Origin of the sequence: Bradyrhizobium sp. CB1717 (assembly GCF_029714325.1) — a bacterium.
Taxonomy (GTDB): Bacteria; Pseudomonadota; Alphaproteobacteria; order Rhizobiales; family Xanthobacteraceae; genus Bradyrhizobium.
Genome location: NZ_CP121666.1, coordinates 5829590 through 5847234, shown reverse-complemented (window position 1 = coordinate 5847234; position 17645 = coordinate 5829590). Strand labels below are relative to the sequence as shown.

The window sequence follows — 17645 nt, the reverse complement described above, 5'->3', positions numbered from 1 at the left end:
ACGCGGGGTTTTCTTTTCAGGCGCTCTTGGCGCGTTCGTCTTCTTGCCGCCTTTTCAGTCGCGGTTGCCATGCTTCCAACGCTTGCGCGGCTATCAACGCATTGATGTCCGGATCACCGATCCACTGCGCTGCGCGACCGTGATCAATTCGAACGGTTAGTTTGCCTTCCGGTGTCGAGTACAGGGCCAGTCGCTTGAACACGACATTGGCAATCTCGACGTCAAATCGCAGATCGTTGTAGTGATCACCCGTGTAGACTTGGACGATTCTCATCTTTTCATCTCCGAAACTTCGGCGGCGGCGGGGGAAATTTCGGGTTCGACTCGGGCGGCAACTGCCGGGGCGGCGGCAGGCGATAATCGCGGCAGAAGCACAAAAAGCTAAGGTTTTCCGCCAACTCTTTCGCGCGCCGGTGCCAGGCGCCAGGACTGTGCAGCACTTCCGCGCGATATTCGGCGCAATGCCTTTCGAGCAGCTCGGCCGCGTGTGCGATCGCGGCGTTAAGTTCATTCTCGCTTATCATCGACCTCTACCTCTTCCGGAAAACGCCACGCGCGAAATTCCTCTTGCTCGCGCTTGTCCGGAATGGCTCGCGACCGGTACTGGGGCGATTCCAGCGCGGCAGCAATCCACGAACGCCGCTTCGGCTTTGTGCGAGGCTTGCTCACGTCAGATCACCGACACGCCGACGGCTTTCGATTTTCCGCGACGATCGTCGAACTTGATCTCGAAGCGCACGTTCGTTCCGACGATGGGATCGATCTGCGGCGGAAACTCCGAGATGTGAGCGAAGAGATCCGGCCCGCCCTCGCTGTTGCGAATCCAGCCGAAACCGCGTTCCGAATTCCAAGAGATGATGCGTCCAACTTTCATTTTCTGATTTCCGTTCTGTGGGAGTGTGAATGAGGGGCGGCAGCGAGCGGAAAGTGAATGGCGGGCACTTCCGCTCGCGCCACGATCGGCGACGTCGGGGATCACGCCGCCGCAGCCCGTTAAGCGGCCGGCGTGATCACGGTCGCGTGCGTTTCGATCGGCGTGCCGAACGTGCTGCGCGCGGTCTGCCTGTGCATATCGCGACACTGCTTCGCAGCGTCCAACGCAGAGCGATCGGCGTCGACCTTGGCCATGGCCGCGGGATAGAGCGAACGGCGCACTTCGTCAGTGAGCCGCGCGTGCTGCAACTCGCCGAGGGAAGTCAATTCGCGAGGCGCGCGAGCCAGCGCCATCCGCGTTGCCTCCGAGTTTTTCAGAAGTGCTTGCTGCTGCGCTTCGGGCAGTCGCTGGAAGTTCGAACGCAGCTCGAAATCGATCTGTGCCGCGCCAGCCGTCGCCGGCTGCTCGATCAGCGGAAGAGACCGCACAATGTCCTGCTCGGCTGCCTTGATCGCGTCGTCGAGCGCGCGTGACTTTTCGAGATGCTTGGATAGTTCGTGCCGCTTGGCTGCGGCTTTCACGTCGCCCGAAAGCTCGTTGTTCAGATTGATGGTTTTATTCGCATCGAGAACGTCGATGCGATCGAGGAGCGCCTGCTTGCCGAGATTGGTAGCTTTGCGCACGGACACGTGTTCGCTTGCCGAGCGCATTGCTTCGTGGAGTTTCTGTTCGAATGACATTTTCCGTTTCCTGCTTTCTGGTGGTGGTGGATCAGGCAGCGTCGGGCACCTCGACCTTGCCGGCGTTGGTCGCTGCGGTCTTCGCGGCGGCGGCAAGGGTGGCGAATGCGGACTTTGCGCTCGTCACGTCGGTGCCGGAGCCGGCGGCGAGATTGTCGAATTTGCGGTTGGTCTCGACGACGATGCGGTCGACGTCGACCCCGAAAGCGGCGACGCTGCCGACGCCGGGACGCTCGGCCCAATGAAGCTGCGCGGCCACAATTTTGCGGTTGCCGCCAGTGCTAATGTCGCTGAGTACAGACATGGATGGTTCCTTCGATGTGGGTGGGTGGAGGAAATGCAGGCGTGCGGGATCAGGCCGCGTTTTCGAACGCCGCGAAGAAGATGCGCGGGTTCAGACCCCAGCGCCCGGCGACCTTTTTCGCGCCTGGCAGCTTGCCGGCTTCGAGCGCCGCGAATGTCGATTTTTCGGAACGGCCGATAAGCTCGCCGATGGCTCGCGCGCCCCAGATAATTTGCGGCGACGCGTCGTGCGGAATTTGCATTTGCGCGAGTCCTTTGATGGGCTCGCCGCGGCAAGGCCGAGAGCGAGCACAAATGTTGTGCTTCTTGCTCCCGACAGCATCCCGCCACCGTAAGGGGCCTACGGCATCCCGCCGCTGGTCCCGTAGAGAACTTGAACAGTCCGCAATCTAGCAGAATTCCATTGAATGTCAACGGTAAATGACAGTTAACCTATTGATTTACTTCACTTTTATGTTGACAAACGCCCCGCGCAAATACCCTAACGATTTGATCGCACTTGAAGATTTTCGACATGGAGGGAGTACAATTACCCGAATTTTCCCTCTGCCGCGGCCAGCTCCGCCGAGTCATCGCTGCGCGGAAATATGTGGCTGTACAAATCGCTCGTGATCGCGATGTTGCTGTGCCCGAGCCTTTCCGAAACGATCTTCAACGGCAGCTCGAGTCCGCCGTCGACCTTGCGATTAACGCACCAACTAGCAAAATGGTGGCGCAGGGCGTGCAACGTATATTTGGCAACGAGCACAGGCTTGCCATGCTCATCGTGAACGGCTTTTCCGTCGTCGTCGAGCTTTCGTGCCGTCACGCCGGCCTTTATCAGGATCGGGTCGAACCCGCGTTGCTGGATATTCGCATACGATTCGACGTTACCGGCGCCGCTCGGAAACGCAAAATGCAGCTCGCCAATTGCTTCGCCGTGCGCATCCTTCCGTCCTGTATCGCGCCGCGGACACTTCAACCTCCATTCCTTCAAAGCGGCCAGCGTAGTCGGTGGGATCGGCACGGTGCGCTCGCCGGATTCCGATTTGGGCGGCCCGATTTTGTTGTACGCGTCGGCTCTTTGCCGGACATGTAATTCACCCCGCTTGAAGTCCACATCTTCCCAGCGCAGGCCGCGCAACTCGGACGCGCGCAAGCCGCACCGGATCGCGACGAGCAACAACGGTCGCCACCGGCCATCAGCCGCTTTCAACATAGCGTCGATTTCTGCTGGTGTCGGAATGTCGACACCGATTTTCAATTTGCCTTTTGCGCGCCGCTCCGCCCTGCGTTCTTTGCCGCGTCGGCGATTTGCCTTGAGGCTGCGAACGACGTTGACGCCAACGTGACCGCGCTCCTGTGCATCTGCCAGCAGCGAGCCTAGCGAGCCGGTAACACGCTTCACCATGTCGGCGGTGCGCGGTTCGGCTTTCTCTTGCCCCGGCGCGGGCGTGCCCTTACGAAGCCGATCCTGCCATTCGCGAATGGTAGGGACCGTCAGGGCGGACAATTTCAGCCCACCGAGGTACGGCTCAATGTGCAGGTCAAGGTGCTGCTGGTACCCGTCGCGCGTGGTGCGTTCTAAATCACCGCACGCGTCGATCCAGTTCCGGCCGGCTTCCGCGACCGTGATGCTTTTCGAGGCGGGAACGTGGACGCCCTTGGAAATGTCGACCGCGACGGTCGCCAAATGCGCGACCGCTTCCTTGCGTGTTGCGAACGAAGGAGCATAGCGGCGCCGCTTGCCGCGGGCGTCTTTCTCACTGGTCGAATATTGCGCAATGTAAACGGTGGCGTTTTTCAGAACGCGCTTTCGTATCGACATGCAATCCCCCGCAACGCTGTTGAATGCCGGGGAGTATAGCGGAATTGCCGGGATGCGCAACAGATGCGCAACTGATTGGCTAACATGACATTGAAATTGTGAGAGATTTTGTCCTATGTGAAAGACTCTGACTCTGTTTGTCTTGGTTCGAATCCAGGTTCCCCAGCCAGTTCCGGGCGGTTTTCCCAGATCCTGATTTTGTCGGCTCCGGCCCCGGCGCCGTACCATTTTGGAAACCGGCATCTCGCCCTCGCTCGCGACGGTTTGCCTCAGTGGAAATGGCGTCTTCGACGTCGGGCCGCCGCGCGCCCCGTCGTCCTTGGGACACATACAACCCAAGGAGATCTGTGATGCCCTATGTCGATGGTTTCGTGCTGGCCGTGCCGAAGGACAAAATCGAGGCCTACAAGGCGCTGGCGCGAACGGCCTGTGCGATCTGGATGGAGCATGGCGCGCTCGACTATGTCGAATGCATCGGAGACGACGTTCCCTATGGCGAGCTGACGTCGTTTCCACGCGCGGTGATGGCGAAGGAGGAGGAGGTCGTGGTGTTCTCCTGGATCGTCTATCGCGATCGGGAGACGCGCGACGCCGTCAACAAGAAGGTGATGGCGGACCCGCGGCTCAAGCTCGGCGACATGCCGTTCGACGGCAAGCGCATGATCTATGGCGGCTTCACGACGCTGCTGCGGGCGAGCGACATGGCGGGCTGAATGCACGCCTCGTAGGGTGGATTAGCGCAGCGTAATCCACCATCGTCGCCCCGCGGAGATAAAAGTGGTGGGTTACGCCAAGCGGACTGCGCTTCGCGCAGCCGCGAGGCTAACCCATCCTCGGGTCGTCGACACCGTCGCTGCTTGCCTATGCATCATCGTCGCAGTCCGTTTCACCTTGCCGGTCGCAGGCCCGGCATGCCATCCTCCCGCAACCAGGCATAATCAAACGGAGGCGGGCGTTTCGCCCAGGCTCTCCAAAAAATCTTGGTTGGGGAAACCCTTTGGGAGGTCTGATTTCATGACATTGAAGCAGGTCACGGGGCTGCTTTGCGCGGCCGCGATGTCGCTTGCGCTCACGGCTGGTGCGCAGGCGCAGGACAAGGTCGTCAAGATCGGCGTGATCATGCCGATGTCCGGCGGCACCGCCTCGATCGGCGCGCATGCCAAGGCGGCGCTGGATGTCGCAACCGACATCATCAACAATGCCCATCCCGAGCTCGGCAATTTCCCGTTGGCGAAGAACGCCGGTCTTGCCGGCCTCGGCGGCGCCAAGGTCGAGGTGATCATCGCCGACAACCAGGGCAACCCCGCAACAGGCCAGAACCAGGCGCTGCGCCTGATCACGGAAGAGAAGGTCGCGGCCGTATTCGGCTCCTATCAGTCCGGCGTGACGCTGACCTCGAGCGCCATCGCCGAGAAGTACGGCGTTCCGTTCCTGAACTCCGAATCGGTCGCCGCCAACCTGACCGAGCGCGGCTTCAAATGGTTCTTCCGCACCACCCCGATCGCCACCGACTTCGCCAAGATCTATGTCGACTTCCTCGCCGACCTCAAGTCGCAGGGCGCCAAGACCGACAGCGTCGCGGTGGTCCACGACAACACCGAATATGGCACCTCGGTAGCGAACACGATTTCCGGCGCCTTCAAGGAGAAGGGCCTGCCGATCGCGCTCGACGTCGCCTATCCCGTCAACGCGACGGACCTGCAGGGGCAGGTGCTCCAGCTCAAGGACAAGAAGCCCGACGTCGTCATTATGATCAGCTACACGTCGGACGCGATCCTGTTCGCCAAGACCATGCAGTCGCTCGACTACAAGCCGGCCGTGCTGCTGGCCGATGACGCCGGCTACTCCGATCCGTCCTTCACCAAGGCGGTCGGTAAGATCTCGCAAGGCGTCTTCAACCGCTCGTCCTGGGTCGTGGGTCCGGCCGGCTCGCCGTCCGCCATCATCGCCGACATGTACAAGAAGAAGAGCGGCGAGGAGATGGATGACACGGTCGCCCGCCAGATGCAGGGCTTCTTCGTGCTGGCCGATGCGATCGATCGCGCCGGCTCGACCGAGCCCGCAAAGATTCAGGCCGCGCTGAAGGCGACGGACCTCAAGCCCGAGCAGCTCATGATCGGCTTCAAGGGCGTGAAGTTCGACGACAAGGGCCAGAACACCCTGGCCTCGGGCGCCATCATCCAGCTTCAGGACGGCGAGAACTACGTCTCGGTGTGGCCGAAGGCCAATGCCGCGAAGGCGCCGATGCTGCCCTACAAGGGCTGGTGATCATGCGAGGGCGGGACCTCAAGTCCCGCCTTTTTCACAAGGCTTGGTAGAGCAGCGCAGCTCATGTCCTTTGTTCTCGTGCAGGTGATCGTCGGCGGCCTTCTGCTTGGCGCCGTCTACGCCCTGTTCTCCTCGGGCCTTACGCTGGTGTGGGGCATGATGAACATCGTCAATTTCGCGCATGGCGACTTCGTCATGCTCGGAATGTACGTCGCCTATGTCGTCTACACCCTGATGGGAGGAGGGCCGCTTCTCGGCGCCCCGCTGGCGACGCTGGTGCTCGCCACGCTCGGAATAGTGGTCTATTTCGGCTTGATCCGCGACATCATGAAGGGGCCGATGCTGGCGCAGATCCTCGGCACCTTCGGCCTCGCGCTGCTGCTGCGCTATTCGGTGTTCTGGTGGTTCGGTGCCAACTTCCTGTCGATGCCGCCGAACATCGTGGGCGGCACCTACGCCTTTGCCGGCCTGCGCATCGAGGCCTCGCGGCTGCTCGCGGGCGTCGTCGCGCTCCTGGTGACGCTCGGGCTGCATCTCTTGCTGACGCGCACTTCGCTCGGCTCGAAGATGCTGGCGGTGGCGGAGGATCAGACTGCGGCCCAGCTCATGGGCATCCGGCCCGACACCATGCAGGCGATCGCCTGGGCGATCGCGGCCGGCGCCACTGGGCTAGCCGGCGCGCTGATCGCGAACTTCTTCTACATCGTGCCGACCGTCGGCGAGACCCTCGGCATCGTCGCCTTCGTCACGGTGTCGCTCGGCGGCTTCGGCAGCGTGCCGGGCGCGCTGGTTGCGGGACTTCTGATCGGCGTCATCGAGTCGCTGTCAGGCTATCTGATCGGCGCGATCTACAAGGACATCGTCGTCTATGTCCTGTTCCTGTTCTTCCTCTGGTTCCGGCCACAGGGCCTGATGGGGAAGATGTGATGCGGCGCTGGATCTGGCTTTCGGTCGTCGCAGCCTTTGCGATCGCCTATCCGCTGCTGCTGTCCTCGCCGTTCCAGCAGCGCCTCGGCGCGCTGGTGCTGCTGTATGCCATTGCGGCCTCCGCCTGGAACATCGTCGGCGGCTATGCCGGGCAGGTGTCGGTGGGGCATGTGGTGTTCTTCGGCTGCGGTGCCTATGCCGCGATGGGCGCTTACGCCAAGTTCGGCCTGTCGCCCCTGTTCGGCATTCCCGGCGGCATCGTGCTGGCGGTCGGGCTCGCCGCGATCGTCGGCGTGCCGACGCTGCGGCTGTCCGGCCACTACTTCAGCATGGCGACCATCGCGGTTGCCGAAACGATGCGGCTGATCGTGACCAACACCGAATGGCTAGGGGCGGCCGTCGGTCTCTCCGGTCCGACCGTGCCGCGCAACATCTTCGATCTCTCGTTCCTGTCGGCGCTGCCGTACTACTATCTCTTCCTCGCCATTCTCGCGATCACGCTTGCGATCACCTGGTGGATGACCAACAGCCGCATGGGATTTTACCTGCGCGCGATCAAGGATTCCGAGCGCGCCGCGCGCTCGCTCGGCGCGCCCGCCAGCCGCACGAAGCTCTACGCCTACATGCTGAGCGCGGCGCTGACCAGCGTTGCCGGCGCGCTCTATGCGATGATGTTCGGCTTCGTCGATCCCGAGTCCGGGCTCGGCATCCTGATCTCGGTGAAAATCCTGATCATGGCGGCGCTGGGCGGGGCGGGGCTGCTGTTCGGGCCGCTGGTGGGTGCGGCGATCCTGGTGCCGCTGGAGGAGATCTCCAACAGCTGGCTCGGCGGCAAGGGCGCCGGTCTCACCTTCGTGGTCTACGGCGCGATCATCGTGCTGATCGCGCGCTTCCAGCCGGGCGGCCTGCTCAGCCTGCTCAGCCGGCGCGGCAAGCCGAACACGGATAAGGGAGCAAGCCATGCTCCTTGAAGCGCGCGGCATCACAAAAGCGTTCGGCAGCTTCAAGGCGGTGGACGACGCCTCCGTGACGCTGGAGCAGGGCGACATCCTCGGCCTGATCGGCCCGAACGGCGCGGGAAAGTCGACCTTCTTCAACTGTCTCACCGGCGACCTCAAGACCACCTCCGGCCGCGTGCTGTTCGAGGGGGCCGACATCACCGACGTCGCGCCGGAGCAGCGCGCCGCCCTCGGGCTCGCCCGCACCTTCCAGGTGCCGCAGACCTTCGAGGGCATGACGGTGCTGGAGAACGTCATGATCGGCGCCTTCCTGCGCACCTCGCATCGCAAGGAGGCGGAGACCAGGGCGCGCGCCGTGCTGGAGCGCGTCGGCATGATCAGGCTTGCGGAGGCGCCGGCGCGCTCGCTCGGCACGCCCGGCCGCAAGCGGCTGGAGATCGCCCGGGCGCTTGCGACCGAGCCAAAAGTGCTGCTGCTCGACGAGGCCATGGCCGGCCTCAACGCGCATGAGGTGAGGCTCGCGATCGATCTCGTCCGCGACATCCATCGCTCCGGCATTACGCTCGTCATCGTCGAGCACATCATGGAAGTGATCATGTCGCTCGCAAGCCGCGTGATGGTGTTCCACCAGGGCAAGGAGATCGCGCGCGGCTCGCCGCGCGAGGTTACGTCCAATCCGGCGGTGATCGAAGCTTATCTTGGCAAACGCGCGGCCAAGGCGGCCGCGGGTCACACGCCGGTCGAGCTGATGGGCGGACCGGACCTATGAGCGGGGCGCTTCTCAGGATCGAACATCTCGAGGTGCGCTATGGCGACCTCATCGGCGTCTCCGACGTGTCGCTGGAGGTGCCGGAAGGCAGCGTCGTCGCGCTGCTCGGCTCCAATGGCGGCGGCAAGACCACGACGCTGAACGCGATCGCCGGCCTCATTCCCGTGCATTCGGGATCGATCAGCTTTCGTGGCGAGGAGATCGCGGGCCAGAAGGCCTTTGCGATCGTGCGCAAGGGGCTGGCGCTGTCGCCGGAAGGCTGGCGGCTGTTCGTTCAGCAGAGCGTCGAGAACAACCTCATGCTCGGCGCGACGCCGCTGCACGACAAATCGCGTCAGGCGACGCTGCTCGAGCGCGTCTACGAGGTCTTCCCGCGCCTGAAGGAGCGCCGCAACCAGCGCGCCGGCACCATGTCCGGCGGCGAGCGGCAGATGCTCGCGGTCGGCCGCGCGCTGATGAGCGATCCGAAGCTCTTGATGCTGGACGAGCCCTCGCTCGGCCTCGCGCCGGCCGTGGTCGAGTCGATGTATGAGACCTTTGGCCGCCTGCACCGCGAGGGGCTGACGATCCTGCTCGCCGAGCAGTCGATCGAGCTGGCGCTGGAAGTGTCGGACTTCGCAACCGTGCTCCAGGTCGGCAAGAGCGTACTGTCGGGCACCGCGGCCGCGCTCGCGGAGGACCCGCAGGTGCAGAAGGCCTATCTCGGCGTGGACTGACCGACCTCCGCCCGGAGCAGCAGCGACAGGCAGCCGGCGAGCCGCGTCTCCATCTCTTTCGAGCGAAGCTGTAGCGGTCCGGGATCGTTGAGGATCGCGTTCACCAGCGTGCCAAGCACGACCTGGAAGCCGAAGGCAATGCTGCGGGTTTTTGCGGCTTTGCGGCCCTTGCCCATGGCCGGGAGCAGGAGAGGGGTGGCACGCGCGGTCGTCGCCTGGGCGAGGGCCTTGAACGGCGTCCATTTGTCGGGATGGGTGTCGTCATGCTGAAGCGCGGCACGCAGCACACCTTCATGGTTGCGCATCCAGGCCACGATGCCGCTGACGATGATGTGGCAGAGCTGGTCAAGGCTCGCTTCCGGTGACGGCCTCTTGATCTCACCCAGCCGCTGCTCGCCGTCGCGCGCGGCCAGCGCCATCAGTGCATTGAAATAGGCCTCCTTGCTCTCGAAGCGGCTGTAGAAGGCGCCGACGGTGGCGCCGACTTCCGCGCAGAGCGTTTCGATCGAGAGCTCGGCAAGGCTGCGTGCCCGCAGCATGTCGGCGCCGGCGCGCAGCAGCGCCAGCGTCGTTTCGCGACTGCGCTTCTGCCGCGACGGGGCGACGCCCGGCAGGTTGAAGTCGCGAGACTCGGGCTCTTTCAGCGATGACCGCATCCGCGCTTGCATCTGCCTTAAATCATAATCATAATTCTAATTATAATTTAGGTTGGGGGGAGCCGCGGGTCAACCGCCTCATCGCCGGCTAAAACAGGGAGGGTGAGATGAGCGCAGGCAGCGGCACGCCGTTCCGCGGCACCGTCGGCAAGACGGTTGCGGACTCGAAACCCTGGTGGCCGGAGGCCGTGAAGCCGCCCGAGGGCGCGCCGAACATCCTGGTGGTGCTGTTCGACGACGTCGGCTTCTCCGATTTCGGCTGCTACGGCTCGGCGATCACCACGCCGACCATCGACAGGCTCGCCGCGGAAGGCCTGCGCTATTCCGGCTTCCACACCACCGCGATGTGCTCGACCACGCGCGCCGCGCTGCTCACGGGGCGCAACCACCATTCGGTCGGCGTCGGCTGTCTCGCCAATTTCGATTCAGGTTATCCCGGCTATCGCGGCAAGATCGCGCGCGAGGCGGGAACGCTCGCCGAGATGCTGCGCGTGCACGGCTACCGCAACTACATGGTCGGCAAATGGCACGTCACGCCGCTGACCGAGAGTGGCGCCACCGGCCCGTTCGACGGCTGGCCTTTGGGCCGCGGCTTCGATCGCTTCTACGGCTTCCTCGATGCCGAGACCGACCAGTATGCGCCCGAGCTCGTCTCCGACAACACGCATATTGATCCGCCCGGCACCTATGCCGACGGCTATCATCTGACCGAGGATCTGATCGACCAGGCCATCCGCTTCATCGGCGATCACCATGCCGACCGGCCGGAGATTCCCTGGCTCACCTGGGTCGCGCTCGGCGCGTGTCACGCGCCGCATCAGGCGCCGGCCGATATCATCAGGAGCTACGACGCTGCCTTCGCGCATGGCTGGGACGTCGAGCGCGAGCAGCGGCTCGCGCGCCAGAAGGCAATGGGGCTGGTGCCGCCGGAGACGCGGATGCCGGCGCGTAATGACGGCGTCAAGGCCTGGGAGGAGCATTCGGCCGACGAGCGCCGCGTCTTCACGCGCCTGCAGGCGGCGTTCGCCGGCATGCTCGACCATTCCGACCGGCATCTCGCCCGCCTCGTCGCGTTCCTGGAGACCGCCGGCATCCGCGACAACACCGTGATCATCGTGATGTCCGACAATGGCGCGAGTCAGGAGGGCGGGCCGCTCGGCTTCGTCAACGCGATGGGGCCGTTCAACTTCAAGCCGGAGCCGATTGCCGAAAAGCTCGCCCGCATCGACGATATCGGCGGTCCCGATACCCACAGCAATTTTCCGCATGGCTGGGCGATGGCCTCGAACACGCCGCTGCGGCGCTACAAGCAGAACACCCATGGCGGCGGCATCCGCGATCCCTTCGTCATCAACTGGCCCAAGCGCATCGCAGGCAAAGGCGAACTGCGGCACCAGTTCGTGCACGCCTGCGACCTTACGCCGACACTGCTCGAACTGATCGGCATTGAGGCGCCCGGCGAGATCGCCGGCAGCCCGCAGATGTCGCTCGAAGGCGAGAGCTTTGCGCGCTCGATCAATGATGCGTCCGCGCCGTCAAAACGCTCGCCGCAATATTTCGAGATGTTCGGCCATCGCGGCCTCTGGCAGGCCGGATGGAAGGCGGCTGCTTTCCACCCATCGGGGACGCCGTTCGAGAACGACAAATGGGAGCTGTTCCATCTCGACGAAGACTTCTCCGAGACCAATGACCTCGCGACCAAGGAGCCGGAACGCCTGGCAGCGATGATCGCGACATGGTGGGCGGAGGCCGAGAAGCACAAGGTGCTGCCGCTCGACGATCGCTTCGGGCCGCGCTTTGCCGAGAACGCGGCTCGCTTCCACGGTGCGCGCCACCATTTCGTCTTCCATGCCGGCATGGGCCACGTGCCGACCGATGTCGCGCCCGACGTGCGCAGCCGCAGCTACACGATCGAGGCGCATGTCGAGATCGAGGAGCAAGGCGCCGACGGCGTGCTGATCTCGCACGGCGATGCGACGTCAGGCTACAGCCTCTACGTCAAGGACGGCCACCTCGTGCACGACCTCAATATCGGCGGCAGTCACCAGATCGTGCGTTCGGACCGCAAGGTGCCGTCAGGCGCGTGCCGGCTTGGCGTGCACGTCGAACGTCTCGTGCGCAGGGAGCCGCCGGCCAAGGGCTCGCGCACCGGCGTCACCGCATACACGCTGCTGATCGACGGCGAGCCGGCGGGTTCGCTCCAGACCCAGCTGGGCTTCCACACCCTGATCTCGTGGTCCGGCCTCGACATCGGCCGCGACCGCGGCAGCCCGGTCTCGCATTACGACGCCCCGTTCGAATTCGAAGGGCGGCTGCTGCGCGTCACTGTCACCATGCACGACGACCAGAAGCTCGACGGCGATGCCGTCGGCAACGCGCAGATGGCGCGGCAGTGAAAGAGAAGGGCCTCGCTGCATCCGCGCTGTCATTGCGAGCGTAGCGAAGCAATCCAGACTGCCTCCGCGGAAAGATTCCTGGATTGCTTCGCGACGCTCGCAATGACGAGGTGAGAGAGGCGTGCACTCCAACAGGAAGCGGGAGCAGCCCCTACTTGATCTTGTCGTAGGCCGAAGCGAAATCGCCGAGCGGCATCGGGATCGCGATCGTCTCCTTGGCCATGTTCTGGAAGGAGACCTTGAGCTGCTTGCCCGACCGCAAGGCTGCGAGCATGTCGGCCGCGATCGGCGTCGAGGCGTAGCAGCCGCGGTTCTCGCAGGTCTGGATCTGGAGGTCGACCGTCTTGCCCTCGTCGACCTGGAGCTTGGCGCCGACCGGCAAGTTGAGGCCGAGCGGCAATTGCAGCAGCGCGATCGGCGTGCGGGTGTCGGGCGCGATGCGGATGTTGATCAGGATGACGGTCTGGCCGGTCTTGGTCAGCACCGCGTTCTGCTCCATCGCGCATTCCAGCGGCGCATCGCGGCTGACGCTGGTGCAGCGGACGACCCATCCCGCCTGCTGCGCACCGTCAGCCTGCGGCTGCGTTGGCGCAGGCGAGGGCTGCGCGGCCGGGGCAGGCGCTGCGTTCTTCTTGGCGCCCTGCTGGGCATGCGCGGCGCCCGTCGACAACAGGAGGGCAGCGGCGAGGGCGACAAGTCTGGATTGCATGGGCATGGCGAAACCGCGTTGGCGTGAACCGGGGGTCTCGCTGTAGCGTCGCGGGAGCCGCGGCGCAAGCTTACTCGGCGGCTTGCTTGACGCTGCCGTGCTCTTGCGTCTCGTGGCCTTCGCCGTCACCCGTACGGCCCCAGCCCGAGAACCAGTTGTTGAGCTCATCGAGATAGAGATAGACCACCGGGGTGGTGAACAGCGTCAACGCCTGGCTGACGATCAGGCCGCCGACCATGGCGTAGCCGAGCGGCTGGCGGATCTCGGCGCCGGTGCCGTGGCCGAGCATCAAGGGCACGCCGCCGAGCAGGGCCGCCATCGTCGTCATCATGATCGGGCGGAAGCGCAACAGCGCGGCCTGGCGGATCGATTCCGCCGGCGTCTTGTGCTCGTCGCGTTCGGCGGCAATCGCGAAGTCGACCATCATGATGCCGTTCTTCTTCACGATGCCGATCAAGAGGATGATGCCGATCAGCGCGATCAGGCTGAAGTCGAAGCCGGCCGCCATCAGGATCGCGAGCGCGCCGACGCCGGCCGAGGGCAGGGTCGACAGAATCGTGATCGGATGGATGTAGCTCTCGTAGAGGATGCCGAGGATCAGATAGACCACGACGAGGGCTGCGAGGATCAGGAGCGGCACGGTGCCGAGCGACTGCTGGAACGCCTGCGCGGTGCCCTGGAAGCTCGAATTCAGCGTCGGCGGTGCGCCGAGCTCGGCCATCGCCCGCTGCACGGCTTCGGTGGCTTGACCCAGTGCGGTGCCTTGCGCGAGGTTGAAGCTGATCGTGATCGCCGGGAACTGGCCCTGGTGGCTGATCGAGAGCGGGCGGACCGGATCGGTGGACCAGGTCGCAAAGGTCGACAGCGGCACCTGGTCGCCGGTCAGCGGCGATTTCAGATAGAGCTTGTTCAGGCTGTCGAGATTGCCCTGCATCTCCGGCAGGATCTCCAGGATCACCTTGTAGGTGTTGAGCTGGGTGAAATACTGCGTGACCTGCCGCTGTCCGAAGGCGTCATACAGCGTGTCGTCGATCAGCTGCGGCTGGATGCCGTAGCGCGATGCGGTGTCGCGGTTGATCTTGAGCTGGACCGTGGTGCCCTGCGTCTGCTGGTCGGTGGCGACGTCGCGCAGCTCCGGCAGCGTCTGCATCTTGGCGAGGATTTTCGGCGCCCACTCGTTCAGCTCGCCGAGGTCGGCGTCCTGCAAGGTGAACTCGAACTGCGTGCGCGTCGGCCGGCCGCCGAGGCGGACGTCCTGGGCGGCCTGCATGTAGAGCCGGGCCCCCTCGACCTTGTCGAACTGCGGACGCAGCCGCGCGATGATCTGCTGAGCCGAGGCCACGCGTTTGTCGCGAGGCTTCAGCGTGATGAATATGTTGCCGTTGTTGCCGGCGCGGCCGCTGCCGCCGACCGACATGGCAACGCTGGCAACGTCGGGATCGGCGAGGATGATCTTGCCGAGCTGTTCCTGGCGCCTGACCATCTCCTTGAACGAGATGTCCTGCGAGGCTTCCGAGGTCGCGGTGATCAGGCCGACGTCCTGCTGCGGGAAGAAGCCCTTCGGGATCAGCACGAACAGGTAGATCGACAGGCCAAGCGTGGCGAAGAAGATCGCGAGTGTGGTGCGCCGCCAGGCGAGGGCATGATCGAGCACGTATTCGTAGCCGCGCAGCATCGAATTGAAGGCGCGCTCGCTCCATTGATAGAAGCGGCCGTGCTGCACCTCGCCATGGGCGCGCAGGAAGCGCGAGGCCATCATCGGCGTCAGGGTCAGCGACACGAACATCGAGACGAAAATCGTCATCGCCAGCACGACCGCGAATTCGCGGAACAGGCGGCCGATGATGCCGCCCATCAGCAGCAGCGGGATCAGCACGGCGACCAGCGAGATGCTGATCGACACGATGGTGAAGCCGATCTCCTTGGAACCGCGGAAGGCCGCCGCCATCGGCGATTCGCCTTCCTCGATATAGCGCGTGATGTTCTCGAGCATCACGATGGCGTCGTCGACGACGAAGCCGACCGCGATGGTGAGCGCCATCAGCGACAGATTGTCGAGCGAATAGCCGACGACCCACATCAAGGCGCACGCGCCCAACAGCGCCAGTGGAACCGTGACGGTGGGGATGACGGTGGCCCAGAAGCTGCGCAGGAAGATGAAGATGACCATGACCACGAGGGCGATGGTCAGCAGCAGGGTGAACTGAACGTCCTCGACTGCGGCGCGGATGGTGGTGGTGCGGTCGCTGATGAGCTCGATCTTGATCGCGGGCGGGATCGCGGCCACGAGACGGGGCAGGGTCGCCTTGATCCTGTCGACCGTCTCGATGACGTTGGCGCCCGGCTGCTTGAAGATCACCAGGAATACGCCGCGCTTGCCGTTGGCCCAGGCCGCCTGCTTGGCGTCTTCGGCGCCGCTGACCGCCTGGCCAATGTCGCGGATGCGCAATGGGCCGCCGTTACGATAGGCGATGATGACGTCGTTCCAGTCCTTGGACTGGGTCAGCTGGTCGTTGGCGTAGATGGTATAGGCGCGCTTCTCGCCGTCGATATTGCCCTTGGGGCTGTCGACCGTGGTGATCGCGATCTGACTGCGCACGTCCTCCATCGACAGGCCCTTGGCGACGAGCTTCGCCGGATCGACCTGGATGCGGATGGAAGGCTTCTGCTGGCCGCCGATGAAGACCTGCGCCACGCCCGAGAGCTGGCTGATCTGCTGGGCGAGCTGGGCGTCGACCGCGTCGCTGACGCTGGTCAGGGGCAGTGTCTCCGAGGTCGCCGACAGCAGCAGGATCGGCGAATCGGCCGGGTTGACCTTGCGGTAGGTCGGCGGCGAGGGCAGGTTCTTCGGCAACTGGCCGCTGGCGGCGTTGATGGCGCCCTGCACGTCGTTGGCGGCGCCGTCGATGCTGCGGTTGAGATCGAACTGGATGGTGATCGACGCGGTGCCGAGATAACTCGTCGAGGTCATCTGGGCGATGCCGGGGATCTGGGCGAACTGGCGCTCCAGCGGCTGGGCCACCGACGAGGCCATCGTCTCGGGGCTGCCGCCCGGCAGATTGGCGGTGATCTGGATGGTCGGGAAGTCCACCTGCGGCAGCGGCGCGACCGGCAGCAGGGGATAGGCGACGAGACCGACGAAGAGGATGCCGGCCATCAGCAACGAAGTGCCGATGGGATAACGGATGAAAGGTGCCGAAATCCCGCCCTCGGTCATTCCCGTCGTACCTTGTTCTGCGCCGGATCCGAACTTGCCACCGCCGTCGAGACGAGGCTTCCGGGCTGCACCTTGAATTGACCGCCAGTGATCACCTGCTGCCCGGGCGTGAGCCCTTCGTCGACAACCGAACGGCCGTCGATGGCGTAGCTGACCTTGATCTTGTGCACTTCGGCCTTGTTGTCCTGATTGACGGTGTATGCGTAGAGGCCGTTGGTGGAATGCTGGACCGCGTCATCCGGAACCACGGTCGCATCCTTCAGCGTCCGCACCAGAAGGCGGGTCGAGACCGACTGCCCGGGCCACAGCGTGTGGTCCTTGTTGTCGAACACCGCCTTGAGCCGAATAGTCCCGCTGGTGGTGTCGACCTGGTTGTTGATGACCGCGAGCTTACCCTCGGCCAGCGTCTTCTTGCCGTCGGTGGTGAAAGCGATCACCTTGAGCGCGCCGGCCTTCTGGCCTTCGCTGATGTAGGGAAGCTGGTCTTCCGGCGCGGTGAAGATCACCGAGATCGGCTCGACCTGCGTGATCGTGACGATGCCGGTCTGTGTCGAGGCGTTCACGATGTTGCCGACGTCGACCTGGCGCAGGCCGGCGACGCCGGTGATCGGCGCCTTGACCTGGGTGTAGTCCAGCTGGGTCTGGGCGTTGGCGATCGCGGCTTCGTCGGCGGCGATCTGGGCGGTGAGCTGGGCGACGGTGGAACGCTGGGTGTCGACCCGCTGCGCGGTGGCGAATTCGCCGAGCTTCATGGCGCGCTGGAGCTCGAGATTGGCATTGGCCAGGCTAGCCTCGTCCTGCGCCTTCTTGGCCTTGGCCTGGTCGAGCGTGGCTTGATAGGGGCGGGGGTCGATCGAGGCCAGCAGGTCGCCTTCCTTGGCGATCTGGCCTTCGGTGAAGGCGATCTTGTCGATCTGGCCGTCCACGCGGGTGCGGACCTGGACAGTGTTGAAGCCCTGAACCGTGCCGAGACCGGTCAGATAGACCGGGAAATCGACCTTCTGGACCGGCGCCACGCTCACGGGAATGGCGGGCGCGCGCGGCGGACCTTTCTGTGCTGTCTGGGATTTTCCGGCGTCCGGCGAGCCGTATTTCTGCCAACCATAGTAACCCGCGGAGGCCACGGCCGCGAGGATCAGAATCCAGAGGATCGGCCGTGTTTTTTTCATGTCGGCTCGTGTCGGCTCTTGTGCCCTAGGTTACGAATTTTGGGGCAATCGTAGGGTTCCAGGGCGTTTGTATAATACACGCCAAGTTCCAGTGTAAACAGCACTATCGGGTGAGAAATCTAAACAATTGGAAAG

17 protein-coding genes and 1 tRNA gene are annotated in these 17645 nt (G+C 64.0%); 8 read left to right on the top strand and 10 right to left on the bottom strand.

Features of this window, described 5'->3' with window-relative positions:
* Positions 1–16 precede the first annotated feature (16 nt).
* The 6 genes from QA649_RS27925 to QA649_RS27900 all read right to left on the bottom strand — a co-directional run bounded on the left by QA649_RS27925 (position 17) and on the right by QA649_RS27900 (position 3724).
* Complete coding sequence (locus QA649_RS27925) at positions 17–274, bottom strand: hypothetical protein (protein WP_283020009.1); 258 nt, start codon at positions 272–274, stop codon at positions 17–19.
* 396 nt (positions 275–670) lie between these two features.
* A complete protein-coding gene (locus tag QA649_RS27920; protein WP_283020008.1) occupies positions 671–874 on the bottom strand; it encodes a cold shock domain-containing protein in 204 nt (67 codons plus the stop codon).
* Positions 875–993: 119 nt separating this feature from the next.
* Positions 994–1614: a hypothetical protein gene (locus tag QA649_RS27915; RefSeq protein WP_283020007.1), complete on the bottom strand. Its 621-nt coding sequence runs from the start codon at positions 1612–1614 to the stop codon at positions 994–996.
* A 31-nt stretch (positions 1615–1645) separates the two neighbouring features.
* Positions 1646–1918, bottom strand: a complete 273-nt coding sequence (locus tag QA649_RS27910; protein ID WP_283020006.1) for a hypothetical protein — start codon at positions 1916–1918, stop codon at positions 1646–1648.
* Between the two features lie 49 nt (positions 1919–1967).
* The gene (locus QA649_RS27905; RefSeq protein WP_283020005.1) at positions 1968–2159 is read right to left on the bottom strand and encodes a DNA-binding protein; all 192 of its coding nucleotides are present in this window, start codon (positions 2157–2159) and stop codon (positions 1968–1970) included.
* A 287-nt stretch (positions 2160–2446) separates the two neighbouring features.
* Positions 2447–3724: a site-specific integrase gene (locus tag QA649_RS27900; protein WP_283020004.1), complete on the bottom strand. Its 1278-nt coding sequence runs from the start codon at positions 3722–3724 to the stop codon at positions 2447–2449.
* Positions 3725–3751: 27 nt separating this feature from the next.
* Here QA649_RS27900 and QA649_RS27895 point away from each other — a divergent pair.
* The 7 genes from QA649_RS27895 (at position 3752) to QA649_RS27865 (ending at position 9363) form a co-directional block, all read left to right on the top strand.
* Positions 3752–3893 (top strand) — tRNA-OTHER (locus QA649_RS27895).
* A 181-nt stretch (positions 3894–4074) separates the two neighbouring features.
* Positions 4075–4437: a DUF1428 family protein gene (locus QA649_RS27890; RefSeq protein WP_283020003.1), complete on the top strand. Its 363-nt coding sequence runs from the start codon at positions 4075–4077 to the stop codon at positions 4435–4437.
* 301 nt (positions 4438–4738) lie between these two features.
* Positions 4739–5992, top strand: coding sequence for an ABC transporter substrate-binding protein (locus tag QA649_RS27885; RefSeq protein WP_283020002.1), 1254 nt, complete (start codon positions 4739–4741; stop codon positions 5990–5992).
* A 63-nt stretch (positions 5993–6055) separates the two neighbouring features.
* Positions 6056–6919, top strand: a complete 864-nt coding sequence (locus tag QA649_RS27880; RefSeq protein WP_212337636.1) for a branched-chain amino acid ABC transporter permease — start codon at positions 6056–6058, stop codon at positions 6917–6919.
* Entirely contained in the window at positions 6919–7890 is a 972-nt protein-coding gene (locus QA649_RS27875; protein ID WP_283020001.1) for a branched-chain amino acid ABC transporter permease, read from the top strand. The genes QA649_RS27880 and QA649_RS27875 overlap by 1 nt, the downstream gene beginning before the upstream one ends.
* The gene (locus QA649_RS27870) at positions 7880–8647 is read left to right on the top strand and encodes an ABC transporter ATP-binding protein (protein ID WP_283020000.1); all 768 of its coding nucleotides are present in this window, start codon (positions 7880–7882) and stop codon (positions 8645–8647) included. The genes QA649_RS27875 and QA649_RS27870 overlap by 11 nt, the downstream gene beginning before the upstream one ends.
* Positions 8644–9363 carry an ABC transporter ATP-binding protein gene (locus QA649_RS27865; RefSeq protein WP_283019999.1) on the top strand — a complete coding sequence of 240 codons (720 nt, stop codon included), beginning with the start codon at positions 8644–8646 and terminating at the stop codon, positions 9361–9363. Before QA649_RS27870 ends, QA649_RS27865 begins: the two co-directional genes overlap by 4 nt.
* On the opposite strand, the gene QA649_RS27860 is transcribed toward QA649_RS27865, so the two are convergent.
* Entirely contained in the window at positions 9345–10019 is a 675-nt protein-coding gene (locus QA649_RS27860) for a TetR/AcrR family transcriptional regulator (protein WP_283019998.1), read from the bottom strand. The genes QA649_RS27865 and QA649_RS27860 overlap by 19 nt on opposite strands.
* Before the next feature lie 107 nt (positions 10020–10126).
* Between QA649_RS27860 and QA649_RS27855 the strand changes: the two genes are divergently transcribed.
* On the top strand, positions 10127–12415 hold the full coding sequence (locus QA649_RS27855) for an arylsulfatase (RefSeq protein WP_283019997.1): 2289 nt from the start codon (positions 10127–10129) through the stop codon (positions 12413–12415).
* A gap of 151 nt (positions 12416–12566) precedes the next feature.
* On the opposite strand, the gene QA649_RS27850 is transcribed toward QA649_RS27855, so the two are convergent.
* From QA649_RS27850 to QA649_RS27840, 3 genes are all read right to left on the bottom strand, one after another.
* Positions 12567–13130, bottom strand: a complete 564-nt coding sequence (locus QA649_RS27850) for an invasion associated locus B family protein (RefSeq protein ID WP_283019996.1) — start codon at positions 13128–13130, stop codon at positions 12567–12569.
* A 64-nt stretch (positions 13131–13194) separates the two neighbouring features.
* Positions 13195–16341 (bottom strand): efflux RND transporter permease subunit, encoded by a 3147-nt coding sequence (locus tag QA649_RS27845; RefSeq protein WP_283019995.1) that lies wholly within the window; start codon positions 16339–16341, stop codon positions 13195–13197.
* Positions 16338–17510, bottom strand: coding sequence for an efflux RND transporter periplasmic adaptor subunit (locus QA649_RS27840; protein WP_145831503.1), 1173 nt, complete (start codon positions 17508–17510; stop codon positions 16338–16340). Before QA649_RS27840 ends, QA649_RS27845 begins: the two co-directional genes overlap by 4 nt.
* Positions 17511–17645 lie beyond the last annotated feature (135 nt).

Bases quoted from the DNA above. Each gene is read 5' to 3' on its own strand.
- QA649_RS27880 (WP_212337636.1), top strand. From the start codon at position 6,056: ATGTCCTTTGTTCTCGTGCAGGTGATCGTCGGCGGCCTTCTGCTTGGC.
- QA649_RS27850 (WP_283019996.1), bottom strand. From the start codon at position 13,130: ATGCCCATGCAATCCAGACTTGTCGCCCTCGCCGCTGCCCTCCTGTTG.
- QA649_RS27870 (WP_283020000.1), top strand. From the start codon at position 7,880: ATGCTCCTTGAAGCGCGCGGCATCACAAAAGCGTTCGGCAGCTTCAAG.
- QA649_RS27845 (WP_283019995.1), bottom strand. From the start codon at position 16,341: ATGACCGAGGGCGGGATTTCGGCACCTTTCATCCGTTATCCCATCGGC.
- QA649_RS27920 (WP_283020008.1), bottom strand. From the start codon at position 874: ATGAAAGTTGGACGCATCATCTCTTGGAATTCGGAACGCGGTTTCGGC.
- QA649_RS27875 (WP_283020001.1), top strand. From the start codon at position 6,919: ATGCGGCGCTGGATCTGGCTTTCGGTCGTCGCAGCCTTTGCGATCGCC.
- QA649_RS27855 (WP_283019997.1), top strand. From the start codon at position 10,127: ATGAGCGCAGGCAGCGGCACGCCGTTCCGCGGCACCGTCGGCAAGACG.
- QA649_RS27885 (WP_283020002.1), top strand. From the start codon at position 4,739: ATGACATTGAAGCAGGTCACGGGGCTGCTTTGCGCGGCCGCGATGTCG.
- QA649_RS27910 (WP_283020006.1), bottom strand. From the start codon at position 1,918: ATGTCTGTACTCAGCGACATTAGCACTGGCGGCAACCGCAAAATTGTG.
- QA649_RS27900 (WP_283020004.1), bottom strand. From the start codon at position 3,724: ATGTCGATACGAAAGCGCGTTCTGAAAAACGCCACCGTTTACATTGCG.
- QA649_RS27860 (WP_283019998.1), bottom strand. From the start codon at position 10,019: ATGCGGTCATCGCTGAAAGAGCCCGAGTCTCGCGACTTCAACCTGCCG.
- QA649_RS27890 (WP_283020003.1), top strand. From the start codon at position 4,075: ATGCCCTATGTCGATGGTTTCGTGCTGGCCGTGCCGAAGGACAAAATC.
- QA649_RS27840 (WP_145831503.1), bottom strand. From the start codon at position 17,510: ATGAAAAAAACACGGCCGATCCTCTGGATTCTGATCCTCGCGGCCGTG.
- QA649_RS27905 (WP_283020005.1), bottom strand. From the start codon at position 2,159: ATGCAAATTCCGCACGACGCGTCGCCGCAAATTATCTGGGGCGCGCGA.
- QA649_RS27925 (WP_283020009.1), bottom strand. From the start codon at position 274: ATGAGAATCGTCCAAGTCTACACGGGTGATCACTACAACGATCTGCGA.
- QA649_RS27915 (WP_283020007.1), bottom strand. From the start codon at position 1,614: ATGTCATTCGAACAGAAACTCCACGAAGCAATGCGCTCGGCAAGCGAA.
- QA649_RS27865 (WP_283019999.1), top strand. From the start codon at position 8,644: ATGAGCGGGGCGCTTCTCAGGATCGAACATCTCGAGGTGCGCTATGGC.